The 16,522-nt window shown below is 38.0% G+C and carries 1 protein-coding gene; it reads right to left on the bottom strand.

Annotated features, from left to right (window positions below):
- Window positions 1–8 precede the first annotated feature (8 nt).
- Window positions 9–16,403 (bottom strand): T9SS type B sorting domain-containing protein, encoded by a 16,395-nt coding sequence (locus EOD40_RS01930; RefSeq protein ID WP_164905437.1) that lies wholly within the window; start codon window positions 16,401–16,403, stop codon window positions 9–11.
- Window positions 16,404–16,522 lie beyond the last annotated feature (119 nt).

Below are 16,522 nucleotides of genomic sequence, written 5' to 3'. Positions count from 1 at the left end.
TAATTAATTTATCTGTAAAGGGTGAAATGACCAACAAACTCTCTAGGATCTTTTACATCATTCAGTTTTAAAACATACCAATAATCACCGCTAGGAAGTTCTTTTCCATCATACTTACCATCCCAATATTGCCCAAGACGATAGGTTGCTACTTTTCGTCCGTATCTGTCAAAAATATCGAAGGTCAGATTAGTATAATTTATAGTACATCCAGGAGCCCATCCGTCTTCAATTCCGTCCCCGTTTGGTGTAAAGTGATTTGGAATACACACATCAATATATTCAAAGTGTCTGGTTGCCGATGCCACACATCCATTAGCATCAGTAACGGTAACGGTATAATCGCCAGATTTGTATATAATGAAATTGCTGGTGTTACCATAGGATTCTCCATTAAGAGTGTATTGGTAGTTACCGCCACCGCCAGCAGCAGTTGCCACAATTTCATTTAATCCGCCGTCGTTTAATACCAAAGTTAATGGGTCAACTTGTACAATATTAAAATCTGAAGTTCTTTGTTCACATCCGTTAGTATGTCTGGTTGTAACATAATGTGTTCCAGCCGGAATATTTGTAAAGATATTGCTGGCTTGATAAGTTCCTCCATCCAAAGAATAATCAACATCTGCCGGATTAGTGATACTGGCATCTACTGTGATTTTAATCAAATTAGAAGCGGCATTGTTCACACAATCGTAACTTACAGCAGCAACCGGACTCATGTTTACTGATTGAGGCAAAGGAACTGACCAATCTGTTGTACAGCCTGCCGCATCACGAATATAAACCACATGATTTCCACCTGTTAGTCCTGTAAAATCAAATTCTGTTTGAGACAAGGTACCGGTTGTATAAGTACCGTTAAGATTATCTAAACTCACGCTATAAGGAGCAGTACCACCTGCAATATCAATGCTAAATGCCCCATCTTTATCTCCAGCACAAATTTCCGGAATTATAGAATTAGGAGTCGTACTAGCTGTTAATAAGTTGGGTTCAGTGATGTCAAAATTAATTTTGATGTAACATCCCAATACATCTTGAACGATTACATCATAATTTCCAGGAGCAAGATTAGTAAAAGTGTTTGTATTGTAGAATTGATTCAAGTTTGGTGAAATAGCATACTGAATTGTTCCTGTTCCACCAGAAGCATTAATTATAATTTCCCCATTTTTTGCACCATTGCAGTTTACATTTTTAGTGGTATATGGTGCGGCTAATGGTGCGGTTGGTTCAGTAATGTTAATAACAGCCGATGTTGTTGTACAGTCTCCACTAGTTACTTTTACCATATAATTGCCCGCAAATAAACCTGTAAAATTCCCAGGGCTTAATTGGGTTGGAGAAGGGGCTATAGGAAGTCCTGCACCGTCTAATAAACTGTAAATATAATTGCCAAGTCCTCCTTGGGCAGTTGCGGCTATATCTCCTGAATTATCTCCCTTACAATTGATAAATGCATTAGTTTTATCTAAATTAATCACTAAAGCAGGAAGAGGGTCAATTTTAATGTTATTCGAAATTGTAGCAATACAACCATTAACATCTTTTACATAGTAACTATAGGTTCCTGCTACTACCGGGAAGCTTACTGATGAAGCAAATGGTGCTGGGGTGTAAGTTACATTATCGGCGCTATAAGTATAAGGTGCTGTTCCTCCACTGGCTGTTAATGTCAGTTGTGTTTGGTTCAAACATGTCTGGGTTGAAGCCACTATTAAATTCGTTTTTACAATAGTAGGTTCTACAATAACGATGTTAGCAGAAGTAAAACTGCAATTGTAACCGTCTTTTACCGTTATGGTATAAGTTCCCGCTCCTAAGCCACTAAATGTTGGAGCAAGTTGCGGTCCTGATGAACTTACAGTAGGAGAAATCATATTCAGGATATAGGAATAATTACTTCCCTGACCGCCGGTTACATTAGTTGTCGTTATGGTTGCATTTTTATCCCCAAAACAAGATAAAACAGTAGTATTTGGAGTTACCGTTGCATTAATTGGATTTGGGATAGTCAGGGTAACAGTGCGAGAAACTACGCAGCCATTCAAATCTTTAGCGTTTATTGTATAAGTTCCCACTGTTAAATTTGTAAAAGTTCCATTAGAAGAATAGGAGACATTTTTTGTTCCGGTTAATTCATATTGATAAGAACCCCAGCCGCCAGTTGCAATAGCCGAAATAGTTCCCTTGTCATTAGTACAAGTTACATTTGAGGTTTCAGAGGCTACTAGATTAAGAGCAGTACTAGGAGAAAAAATAGTAACTGTATTGGATGTACTTATACAAAATGGATTTGTAGTTTCGGTTACTTCTACGGTGTAATTAGCTGCTGCCAATCCGTTGATTGTTTGTGGGTTTAAAGCTGTGTTTCCAAAACCGCTGCTCACCGTAACGCCCAGATTGTTTTTTATATTATAATTGTAAGGACCTGTATATCCTGTTACATTAATTGCTAGTGCACCATTGCTATCCCCAAAACAAGTTACAGCTGTAGTAGCCGTTGCCACTACTTTAATTGTATTGAAAGGAGCAATAGTATATGGAAGTGTCGTAATATAACAGCCTGTTGTTACATCATTCACTTGGAAATAATAAGTGCCAGGAGCAGTTAAACTGAAACTGTTTGAAGGCTGTGGTGTGCCAGCTGGCAGTAATTGATAACTAAAGTTTCCGGATCCACCTGTAACCGAAATAGAAACTAATTCATCATTTGTACATGTAATCGCTTTTGTTTGATTCACTACTGTACTTATTAATTTCGGCAACGGATTTATGGTAACGGTATTGTTTGCGGTACAACCATTAGCATCTTTTACATAAACAGTTATGGTTTGTATGGCACCGGTGTCAATTACGGCAAAAGAGTTGGAAGTGAAATAATTTGTTCCATCGATACTGTAAGTATAAGTTGGTGTTCCACCAGCTCCGGTAATGGTTACTGTTGAGGCATTCACCGAATTATTCAAAGCGCAGCTAAAAGGACTTGCTGTTGCCGTAGCCGTTAATACCGCTGTGGGTTCTGTAACTGATATATTCTGTGTCGCTTTACAATTTCTGCCCGAGGTTACTTCTACAGTATAGTTCCCTGCCGCTAAATTTGTAAACACATTTGAGGCTTGTGGGGCAACTGATACAGGAGCTGTAATAGCATAGCTATAAATTGGATTATCATTGGTTGATGCCAGATTTACAGTAATGGTTCCGTTATTTCCTCCCTTACAAGACACATTTGTTACTGTCGCCGGATCAAATGTTACCGGTGTTGCAGGACTTAATATCACTGAAACATTTTTGTTACAGTTAGTTATTAAATCAGTCATAGTAATGGTATAGGTTCCCGAAGGTATATTCGAAAATACATTAGCTGTTTGTGTAATCCCTAAACTTGGACTAATTCCATAATTGTATGAACCCGATCCGCCTGTTGCTGCAACGGTAATAACACCATCATTATTGGCACAGCTTGGCAAGCTTGTAATAGCTGCGGTTAAATTCAAAGCAGGGTAGATGGTGATAGGATTACTTGCTGTACAACCATTGGCATCTTTCACAGTAACAGTATAAGTGCCTGCTGCCGTCACAGTAAAGATATTGCTGGACTGATATCCTGTGCCTATAGAATAACTTAAAGGTGCAACTCCTGTTCCTGTAGCCGTAAATGTATACGATGCACCTGCTGAGGTACATTGGTCAGAGGCCAATGCAGGAAGAGTAATTGTTGGTGCAGGATCAGTTGCAATTGTAACATCTGTTTTAGTAACGCAATTATTAGCGTCTAAAACATAGGCATCCCATAGTGTATTGATAGCAGGATTAAGTACTATATTATTATTGTTTGAATAATCAGCTGCAATTGGTGTAGCTCCATCTTGTAGAACGGCATAGCGATAATTAGGTGTGCCGCCAGATGCTGTTATCTTTACCTGGGCACCAAGATTACAATTGGCATTTACTGTAGTATAAGTAGCTGATAAAGCATTTGTAGGCTGGTTTATTGTAATTGTATTTTGTGCGGTACAACCCGTAGTGCTATCGGTTACTTCTAATGTGTAATTTCCGGCGATTAAACCGGTAATTGTTACTTTGTTTGCCGTTTGTGTAATAGTTGCAGCCGAACCAGTAATCAATGCAGATGTGTATGATCCAGTAGAATTAGCAACTGTAAATTCGGCAGTACCATTTGCATCGCCAAAACATTTTACATCGCTAGTAACCAAACCAGCAACCGTAATATTATTTACCGGATTAACAGTGTATGATTTTTTGTAAGTACAGAAATTGGCGTCCGTTACCTGGAATAAATAGGTGTCTGGTAATAATCCTGTAAAGATTCCGCTTGAAGCTCCCGTAACATTTGATGTTGCAGTTGCCGGGGATATTATTGCATAACTCAATGTACCCACTCCGTTTGTAGTAGTTAAAGTAACATCGCTTGTCAAAGCCAGACAAGTTACTGTCGTTGAAACAAAATTCAAATCTGTTGGAGGATTCAATGCCTGAACATTCGCTGTTGCCGGAACAGCACTAATACAACCATTGGCATCTTTAATATAAGCTGTCACGACTCCAGCGGTATTTGTCGAATAGGTGTTTGATAAAGAATAATTAAGTCCACCATTAAAACTATAGGTATAAGATCCTGTACCTCCGCTTCCTGTTACCGTAACGAGAGCAGCTTGAGTAGCATTTCCTGCGCCGCAAGTTAATCCTTGGGTCAATAACGCTGTGCCTCCAACAATGGTTGGTTCTGTTATTGCTAATGGACTTGTTGCTGAAGTACAACTTTTATTGTCTTTTACAATAATTGTATACGTTCCTGCAGCATTCAATCCTGTGAATACATTTGACGGTTGGTAATTTGCTCCATTGTCAATACTGTATTGATATGGTGCAATCCCATTTGCCGCAGTAATCACAATACTACCATCCGAACCGCCATTACAACTTACATTAGTTTGAGTAAAAGTAAATGTTGGAGTAGTTTTTGGAGTTATCGTTACTTCAGAAGAAATAGCCTGACAACCTTGAGTGTCTGTTACTCTAAAAATATAAGTGCCAGCGGTTGATATTGTTAGTACATTACTACCCATAGCAGTATAACTCGTTCCAGCATTTGTAGAATATTCATATAGAGTATAAGGTGCTGTACCTCCACCAGCAGTAAGTGTTACAATAGCATCAGGACTAATTGTGCAATCTAGTTCTTTTGTCAAAGCAGCATTCAATGATAATTGCGGCTGTACAATATAATCTAACACATTGGAGCTACAACCATTGGCATCCACAATACTCAATTTGTAAGTCCCCGGAGCATTAATGGTATAAATTGGACTCGTTTGGTTTGAACCGTTAATAGTATAGGTTGCCGGACCTACAGCTACTGTTTGACCATTTGAAAGATCAATGGTTAACGGAGTTCCAACAAAACATTGTGATGCAGGCATAACAATAATTGGCAGAGGATCTTTTGTTATGGTAATTGCTAATGGTGCTGTAATTATACAGCCATTGGCATCTTTCACATAGACATCCCAAGAGGTTGCTATAGCCGGGTCTAAAACTGCCGAAGCCGAAGTAGAATAAGTTCCTGCAGAAGCACCGCTTATTACATAGGAATAACTATAAGGCGCAACTCCACCGGAAGCGGTCACACTGACTTGTGCACCAAAATTACAATTGGCATTAATAAATGGGTTTGCCACTAAAGCCAATGGTGCAGGTTGTGTAACTGCAACAGAAGTTGTGGCTGTACATCCTGTTGTTTCATCAGTAACAATAATGGTTTGAGTTCCTGTCGTTAATCCGGAAAGGGTTATCGTTGGATTTGTTTGCCCGGTAATAACTGTTGTTCCTCCATCTAATGAATAACTGTACATTCCTGCAAAGTTCCCAAGAGTAAACAATACTTGTCCATTAGATCCTGGATTACAAGTCACATCACTAATCAATTGACCTGAAACGGTGATATTCGTTACCGGATTAACAGTATATGATTCTTGATAAGTACAACCATTGGCATCTGTTGCCTGGAATAAATAGGTGTCTGGTAATAATCCTGTAAAGATTCCGCTTGAAGCTCCCGTAACATTTGTAGTTGCACTTGCCGGAGATATTATTGCATAACTCAATGTACCCACTCCATTTGTTGTAGTCAGTGTAACAGTACTTGTTTGATTAGCAACTGGCGCACAATAAACAGGCGTTCCACTAATATTTAAATCTGTTGGAGGATTCAATGCAGGAACATTCGCTGTTGCCAGAACAGCACTAATACAACCATTGGTATCTTTAATATAAGCTGTCACGACTCCAGTGGTATTTGTCGAATAGGTGTTTGATGAAGAATAATTAAGTCCGCCATTAAAACTATAGGTATAAGATCCTGTACCTCCGCTTCCTGTTACAGTAACAAGAGCAGCTTGAGTAGCATTACCTGCGCCGCAAGTTAATCCTTGGGTCAATACCGCTGTGCCTCCAACAATGGTTGGTTCTGTTATTGCTAATGGACTTGCTGCTGAAGTACAACTTTTACTGTCTTTTACAATAATTGTATACGTTCCTGCAGCATTCAATCCTGTGAATACATTTGACGGTTGGTAAGTTGCTCCATTGTCAATACTGTATTGATATGGTGCAATCCCATTTGCCGCATTAATCACAATACTACCATCTGAACCTCCATTACAACTTACATTGGTTTGTGTAAATGTAGCTGTTGGAGTAGTATTTGGTGTAACAATAATTTCATTAGAAATTGCTTGACAACCTTGACTATCGGTTACTCTAAAAATATAACTACCTGCTGTGTTGGTGATAAATGATGAAATTGCTGGTGTAAATCCTCCAGCATTGAATGAAACTTCATAATTTGTATAAGTTCCTGTTCCTCCACTTGGAGTTAAAGTAATACTGGCATCTACTGAGCAAGTTAAATCTTGTATCAAATCTGCTTGTAATAACAGTTGCGGTTTGACGTCATATGTAGTTGTAGCTATACAACCATTATTGTCTTTAATACTTACATTGTACGTTCCAGGCGAATTGATTGTAAATGATGGACTCGCTTGGTAAGCTCCTCCGATACTGTATGTTGGTGTGCCAACATAAGTTCCTGTTAGTGTTATTGACAATCCTGATCCCGTAAAACATTGTAAACCCACTGTGTTAATTGTTGGAGACGGATCTACTGTAATTGTTTTATCTATTTTGAATTCACAACCATTGGCATCTTTAACCCAAATATCCCAATCTAATTTCAAAGGCAATGGAAAAGGATTTAAAACTCCTAAATTGCTATTGTTGTATGCTCCGGCTTGTGGCGCACCATCCTGAACGAAAGCATATTGATAAGGTCCTGTTCCTCCAGTTGCAGAAACGGTAATTTGAGCACCTGTGTTACAATTAGCATTTGTTTCATTAGAAATTATAGCATTGAGCGGTTGTATAGGTTGGGTGATGTTAAAAGGAATTAAAGCAGAACAAAGAGTCCCGGTAGATTCTTTTACTTTTAATAAATAATCACCTTGTTTTAAACCAGAAATACTCCCTGATATCGGACCACCTGCTACACCAGTAACTGTACCATTTATTGCCGGACTAATTGGTGAATTTGTCAGCGGATTCAATAATTCATATTCTATAGTTGTTACCGATGTATCAAAACCACTTACAGTATAATTAATAATTCCATTATTTACTCCATTACAAGTCACATTGGATTTATTGTCAATTACAACTCCAATAGAAGATATAGTCGGAATAGGAACTTCTAAAACTGATATACAATTGTTATTATCTTTTACTTGGAAAAAATAAGAAGTTCCGTGTAATAGCCCATTAAAAGTATAAGTAGTAGCAGCAGTTGGTGCAGATTCAGTCAATGGTTGTCCAAAAATTGAATATTTGTATGGAGCGACTCCACCTGTTACAACCGTTAAATCAACCGTAGCTCCAACGATACAATCACCTCCTAATGTAACGGCATCTAATGTTAAAAAAGGTGGTGTGGTAATACGCTGTTTGCTACTGCTAAACTGACATCCATTTGCATCTACAATGGTAATATAGTAATCTCCAAAAGTTAGTCCTCCAAAATTATGAACTGTTGTTGGCGAAGCTCCTGTTTCTGAATAAGTATCTAATAAATTATACGAACTATCATATAAATTATATGTGAATGGTGCAACACCACCTGAAGTAACCGAAACATCAAAACTTCCTGGGGTATTTGCGTTACAAACTATTGGATACATCACAATATTTGGTACTATAAGAACCGGATTATTTAAGGTTATTGTTCCGGATGCATCACAACCCTTATTATCTCTAACAATATAAGAATAACTTCCAGCAACAAGACCTCCGAATACATTAGTAGTAACAAAAGAAACTCCACCATTAATACTATAGGTAAATGGACCTTCTCCTGTTAAAGCAGTTAACTTTATAGATCCGTCTGAGTTACCATTACAAGTGGGATTAACAGCTGTATAAGATGCAGTAGGTAAAACTGCCGTAGTGGTAGTAATATTTGTTTCCTTAGTACAACCGTTAGCATCTGTTATTTCAAATTGATAAGTATCTGCCGTAGAAGCTGTATATGTAAAAATGGTTCCTGCAAATGCTATTGAAGAACCATAACTTCCAGCTCCAATTTTAACTTTATATGAATATGGTAATTTTCCGCCATTGGTAGTCACATCAATAGTTGCGTTAGTTGGGGATGAACAGGTTAAATCCTTTGTTAAAATAGCATTTGTTGTTATCGGAGAGGAAACTATAGTTGGTGTTAGACTAGTAGCTGTACAACCATTACCATCTTTTACAGTAACTGCATAACTACCAGGAACATTTACAGTAAATACAGGACTACTTTGGTAAGAAACACCACCATTTATACTATAACTTAATGGAGTTATTCCTGTCCCTGTTGCCGTAAAAGTAAAACCTATTGAAACACTACATTGGTTTGAAGCCAAAGCTGGCGTACTAACCGTTGGCATTGGATCCAATGTTATTATTGTTGGTGAAAGGGTATTATTGGTAACACAACCATTGGCATCTTTCACATACACATCCCATGATAGGTTTGCTCCTGAATTAGTGTCAACAATTATTACATTACTGTTACTATAAATTGTTGGAGCGGTAGCACCTGAAATTACAGCCGCATAGGTATAATTTGCTGTTCCTCCTAAAGCAGTTACCGTGATTTGTGAATTATCATCGTTACAATTCACATTTGTGGGAGTGGCAGTAAACGTTAAGGCAGTAGTAGGTTCTGTGATTGTTACCGAAGTATTTGCGGTACAACCCGTGGTATTGTCTGTAACAGTAATTAGATAAGTTCCAGTTGCAAGTCCGTTTTTGACAATTGAGTTACTGGTTTGTGCTGTTACTGCTGCTTGACTATTAAAAACATAGCTATAGGTGCCAGAAAATCCAGAAACAGTATATTGAATACTACCTGAACTATCACCTTTACACAAAACATCACTCAGTTTACTTCCTATAACCGCAATTGGCGTAACTGGATTTACAATATGTGATTCCGTATAATAGCATCCATTGGCATCCGTAACTTTAAAGATGTAAGTTCCCGGAGATAATCCCGCAAAAACACCTGATGTATTTAAAGTTGCAGAAGCTAGAGGAAAAGTAATTTCGTAAGTCAAAGTTCCCACTCCATTTGTAGCCGTTGCCGTAACGGTTGTTGTGGTCGCAGTACACGTTATTGGTGCAGCCGTAAAACTCAAATCCGTTGGTGGATTTAATTTTAATAAGGTACCGCCGCCTGATACAATGCAACCTTTAGAATCTCTTACGCTATAAGTATAAGGCTGGTCTAATCCATTATCATTCAATGTTAATGTATTTACAGCACTATATCCGCTTCCATTCAAACTGTATTGGTATGGTGCTGTTCCTGTACCTGATGTTGCAGTCACTGTTATTGTTGCGGCTTGTTTGGTATTAGAAACACTACATGTAAATGGAGTTACTGATGCTGTTGCTGCTAAAGTTACAGGATCGGTTAAAGTTACAGTCTTAGTAATAAAACATCCTTTACTGTCTTTGATGTAAAAAGTATAGTTTCCACCACCTAATCCTGAGAATAATGAACTCGGAACATACGTAATTCCATCGTTGCTATAAGTATAAGGAGCTACTCCGCCTGATGGAATTATTTGTACTGACCCGTCCGAAGCACCATTACAAGATGGATTAACATTGGTAGTGGTGGCCGTTATCGGAGTTAAAGGATTTATGGTTGTCGTGGTGGTAGTGATACAGTTGTTGGCATCGGTAACTCTAAATTGGAAAGTTCCAGCCACTAAAGTCGAGTAGACATTAGTTCCCATTGGGGCATAAGTGCTGCCTCCATCTGTGGAAACTGCGTATGAATAGGGGTTTTTTCCTCCTGCAGCTGTAACTGTAATAGTAGCAGCCGGTGATGCTGTACAGTCTAATTCTTTTGTAATCGCCGGCAAAACAGTCAATTGAGGATAAACGGTATAAGTTGTTGTCGCTACACATCCGCTGGCATCTTTAAGGTTTAAAGTATAAGTTCCTGCAGCATTGATTGTAAAATTTGGACTGGATTGATATCCACTACCGATGCTGTAAGTTGGCACTCCCACAGATGTTCCTGTAATGCTAATGTTTATTGGTGATCCAACATAACATTGTATCGCAGGTGCATTAATTGTAGGTAAAGCATCATTGATTATAGTTAATGTGCTGGTTGCTATACAACCATTGGCATCTTTTACATACACATCCCAAATTAAATTGGTTGCTGAATTGGTGTCAACGGTTATAATGTTACTGCTGCTATAAGTTGTTGGGGCAGTAGCACCTGAAATTACAGCCGCATAGGTGTAATTTGCTGTTCCTCCTGAAGGAGTTCCTGTGATTTGTGAGTTATCATTGTTACAATTCACATTTGTTGCGGTAGCAGTTAATGCTAATACAGTTGAAGGTTCTGTGATTGTTACCGAAGTATTTGCGGTACAACCCGTGGTATTGTCTGTAACTGTTATTAGATAGGTTCCAGTTGCAAGTCCGTTTTTGACAATTGAGTTACTAGTTTGTCCTGTTACTGCTGCCTGACCATTAAAAACATAACTATAGGTTCCGGAAAATCCAGAAACAGTATATTGAATGCTACCTGAACTATCCCCTTTACATAATACATCGCTGGTTTTGTTTCCTGCAATAGCTATAGGGTTTACAGCTGATACAGTGATGGATTGAGTATAATAGCATCCATTGGCATCCGTAACTTTAAAAGTGTAAGTGTCAGGAATTAAACCATTGAAAATACCTGTTGTATTTGGAGTTGCAGCTGAGGCTGGAAAAGTAATTTCATAAGTCAGTGTACCAACTCCTGTTCCTGCTGTAGGTGTTACCGTAACCGTACTCGTTGTTGAATTACAGGTAACGGCTGAATTGGTTATAGTACCAGCAGTAGGCGGGTTTAATTTTGACAGGGTAATGGAGTTTCCTGCAGTACAACCGTTCGCATCTCTAACAGAATAAGGAATCGTTTGATCTGTTCCATTGTCATTAACGGTTAAGGTATTGGTTGCATTATATCCACTACCATTAAAACTGTATTGATAAGGAGCTGTTCCTGTAACAGGAGTAGCTATCGTAATAGTTGCGCTTTGTTTGGTATTGGTAGTACTACAGCTAAAGGCAGTTGCAGTTGCCGTGGTTGTCAATGCTGTAGGTTGTGTAATGGTAACTGAACCATTATAGAGACAATCTTTACTGTCTTTGACTATATAGGAATAGGTTCCTGCTGCCAAGCTGCTATAAGTTGTGGCTGATGAAAAAGGACTTCCATTAAAGCTATAGTTATAAGGAGCAAGTCCTAAACTTGGTATTATAGTAACGCTCCCATCACTCAGACTATTACAACTTACATTGGTAATTGTTGTTGTTGCGGATGGATAAACAATTGGATTAATTGTAATTATTCCAGATTCGGCAGTACAGCCTTTAGCATCAGTAATTTGAAATTGATAGGTTCCTGCCGTTGAAGTAGGATAGGTAAAAGTACTTCCTGATACTGTAGTGGCAGCACTATAACTTCCACCGTTAATTTTTACCTGATATGTAAATGGGGTGTAACCGCCAGTTACTGCCCCTGTGATTACAGCGTTTGGAGAGGAGGTACAATCTAATTCTTTGGTCAATACAGCATTTACCGCAAGTTGTGGTGCAATAGTTTGTGCCGGTAGAGTTACCAGACATCCGTAGGCATCTCTTACAGTTATGGTATAGGTATTGGGAGTGAGATTAGAAAATGTATTACTCGATTGCCAAGCTCCGCCATTGATATTATATTCATAAGGAGTCACTCCTCCTAAAGCTGTAGCTATTAAAGAAGCTCCATTAGTTCCGTCATAACAAAAATCAGAAGTTACTGCTATACTTGCTGTTGGCTGAACAGGAGCGATTAAGGTAAAAGTATTTGTTACAGTACAATTATTTGCATCTGTTACACTTATTGAGTAAGTTCCTGCTTGGGATAGATTAGTAAAAACAGCACTGGATTGAGGCCCTACAGTTGTTGCATCAGGTTGTGTAAGGGTATAATTGTAACTTCCCCAGCCACCAGCTGCATTTACCGTCAGCTGCCCGTTAGAATTACATTTTAGAGGAGAAACCGTTGTTGTAACTGATAATGCTGCTGTTGGTGCTGCAATTGTAACTGTAGATGTAGCGGTACAATTTGTATTATTATCAGTAATTATTATAGTGTAAGTTCCTGCAACAAGATTACTTAAATTAATTAGGGATGCTGTTTGAGTCGTAACAGGAGTTCCTCCATTAATGGTGTATGAATAGTTCGTTGTTCCTGAGACAGCGAAGTTTAAGGATCCTGTTGCTGAGCCTAAACATCGAACATTATTTACAATAGTTCCTACCACATTTATTGGAGCTAATGGTGCTATAGTATAATCTTCCTGATAGGTGCAGTTCTTAGCATCCGTTACCTGAAAAGTATAGGTGCCTGGAGATAAATTGTTGATTCCCGTTGCGGTTACTATTGCACCGGCAGGAAGAGATGGTATAATGGTATAAGTATAAGGGGTGTTTGTTCCTGTGGTAGTGATGCTAACATTTGATTTATTGGTAGGACAAGTTAGAGCTGTGGCGCTGAATGTCAAATCCGCTGGGGGATTTAATGGTGTGATGGTGACTGTATTAGTAATAAAAGTACAGCCATTACTATCTTTGACAGTAATGCTATAAGTTCCATTTGTTAATCCTGATAAAGTAGTTCCCGGCTGAAAGTTTATGCCATCAATACTATAGGTATATCCGGGAGTACCGCCTGAAACTCCCTGAGCTTCTATTGTTGCGGTACTTGAACAGCTATAAGGAGTTGTTAGTTTTGCAGTGCCCGTAATTGCAGTAGGTTGGTTAATTGTTATTATTTGTGGAGTACTTAAACAATTTGTCCCTGCTAAGGAATATTTAATAATAGCATTGTAGGTTCCTATACCAAGATTAGAAAAAGTTGGATTTGCTACATAAGTAACTCCATTGTCAATACTATATGTTAAAGTGTATCCATTGGCATTGGTAACGTTAAACTTGATTTCTCCTGTTGTATTGTTATAACATAAGATATCTGTTTTGGTAACGGTATAAACTGGAGCCGGTATGGCAGCAACGGTTATTGAAGTTGTAGTACTACAGTTTTTGCTATCAACAACTTGTATATTGTATATTCCTCCTGATGGTAATGGATTGGTCACCACAATTTGTGGAATACTTTGAGAACTAGTGCTCCCATTTACATAATAGGCATATGGAGGAGTACCTCCCGAAGGATACACTGTGATTTCTCCATCTGTACAGGTCAATGGTTTGGTAAGAGCTGATGTTGCCGTAAGCAGAGGAGGATTTGTTATTTGAATATTTGCAGAATAATCACAACCATCATCAGTCCAAACCCGGACAGTATAGGTAGCTGGATTCAAGCCCGAGAATTCATAATCACTGGCAGTTATAGGGCCAACACTGTTGACTAATGTAGCTCCCTGATAAATGCTGTAATAATATTGCGGATCAGCATCATTAGCAGCTATTTTTATAGAACCTTTGTCTCCGTTACAAAGCGGTTGTGTAACAATGGTAGCTACTGAGAAATTTCTTTTTCTAATAAGGATATTAGGAACTGAAAAGATACAAGGATTTGTAGTTACACCTACTTGTTTGATGTAAACGGTATAAGAACCAGCGGTTGTAATTGTAAAAACATTAGATGGTAGGTAAGTTACTCCATCCAGACTGTATTCATATCCTGCAGGTACTCCTCCAATGGTTATTTTTCCATTTGTTGTACAAACAATATCTTTGGTGGTATAGGTAGGATTTAATAGATTTTGGTATACATTGAAATAGAATCGGCTAAAACATCCACCAGCGTATCTTAGTGTCACTCTATATTGTCCTGCTGTATTGACCGTATAATTAGATCCTGTACTTAAAACATTCCATTGACAGGCTGCATTTTCATTGGCACAATTAGCAATCGTTTGTGCTGCACAACTGCTTTCGTTTAATTTTTCCCATTCAATGGAGGAAGCATCTGAAATATTGGTTTGGATAAGTCGTGTTGCATTAGCTCCACAAAGAAAGATATTAGGTAATGGTTTTCCATTATTTTGACAGGTAACTACTTCATCTGCATAAGGAATTACAGGATTAGTAATAGTGTTTCCAAAAGGGATTACTGTTATTTCTTCTTTAATGGTTCTACAACTGGATGTAGAAGTAACGTAATAGGTTCCTGTACTTGTTGCGGTATAGGTTTGATTTGTGCCTACAACCGGAGTTCCTGTCGGGCTTGTGGACCAGGAATAAGAAGTATATCCGTCTGCAGCAGATAATGTTGCGCTGGCACCACACAATACGGAACTTTTGGTAAATGTATGACCATCAATATTTACTAAAAAATTGGTGGATTGGGGTGTACCAAAATTACAAGTGGTTGTAGAAAAACTACCCTCATCCTGAATTACTTTTGTGTTGATAACGCCTTGATAAGTAGCAAAAGCCTGATTTTTAATCTCATTAGAGCAGGCAGTACTTAATTGATTATAATCGCTGACTAATTGTACATGTAAACGGATGGTTTGGCTTACATCACCAACTTCTACTAAGGTATTTGGGATAGAAAATTGTAATGTTCTTGTAGTGGAGTTATAGCTATGGGTTACTCCTGTTGGTAAGGAAGTAATATCCGCGGGGTAATTAAATATTACATTGGTAGGAAGGACATCTTTTAGCGTAAAATTCTTGACATTGTCATTTCCAATGTTTTGGAAAGCTATTTCATAATATAAATTATCTCCTAATGAGACATTGGTATTTCCAATATCATTTCCATTGATATCTTCAACTATTTTAGAGAGTTTAATTTCAGGGGCTATGACATCTACGCCAAAAGCATTAAAAAAGGAAAATACAGGATTGGCTTGGCCTTTAGCTACCTGAACGGTAATTGTTGCACTAGTGGCATTATAATTAATAACGGAATTCTGTGCTCCTAAAACACTCTCTATTCCTGTATCGTAACCTAATGAATTACTATTATTAGGGACTCTATCTGTAAAATAGCCATTTGCCTCTGTAATATTACTATTGAAAAATCTATTGGAAGCTCTTTGAGAATTGGTGATTGCTTTACCATTGATTTCGGTTTTACTTCCAACCTCTCCTTTATCTCCTTCCAAGCTAGCAAAAGCATATAATATGTTTATAGTTCCAGAAGGTGGTGTTATAAAACTTGAAATAGGTATAGATAGGGTTTTATCATCATAAATACTGCTGAAACCATCAAATGAGGTAATTGATTTTTTTGTTGCCGTATCATCTTCATAAACTATAAAAAGTGTCCATCCGGCCGATAAACCTGTCGTTGAGTTAAATCCTAAACTGGAAGTTACATTTGCAATAGTATAAGTCCCTTGAGGATCGGTTAAGCCAGATAGTAAAGATGTTACGTCAGCATAACAAGCATATGGCGTGTTTGTTGGTTCGTTTGTTCCTGCTGCTATGGGAGAAACTACTGCATCATAAATAAGTTCACCTGTTATATCAGTATAGGCAGTATTTCCTGGTAATTTTAATTTTATTTTATTGATGTCAGTTCTGCTTTGTGGGACCTGAAGTATAGCTGCCCAATATAAGCCTGCGTATGCAATTCTGGAGCAGCCTGTAGTACTTGGCATTTTTAGGTTGGCACTACTTGAACTAAAAGTGGAAACATCACTGTCAATATCAATATATTGCATGTTTGTATTCTGGTTGACGCTATTATCACTCAGGTTATTGTTGTCTTTGCCCAAAATATTGTTACCAATTAGTAACATATTCCCTTTTATTTCATTGTTATTATATCTAATAGCAAACGATTTGTAATTTTGGGCATACGAAGTTGTGTTCAGAAATACTGCAAAAAGCAATAGTTGAACATGGATTAGGCCATAAT

Origin of the sequence: Flavobacterium sufflavum, from assembly GCF_004016525.1 — a bacterium.
Taxonomy (GTDB): domain Bacteria; phylum Bacteroidota; class Bacteroidia; order Flavobacteriales; family Flavobacteriaceae; genus Flavobacterium; species Flavobacterium sufflavum.
The sequence above is the reverse complement of the archived record's forward strand: the minus strand, read 5'-3'. Positions and strand labels throughout refer to the sequence as shown.

What these genes read in the sequence shown, in the direction of transcription:
- EOD40_RS01930 (WP_164905437.1), bottom strand. Translation starts at nt 16,403, where the DNA reads ATGTTACTAATTGGTAACAATATTTTGGGCAAAGACAACAATAACCTG.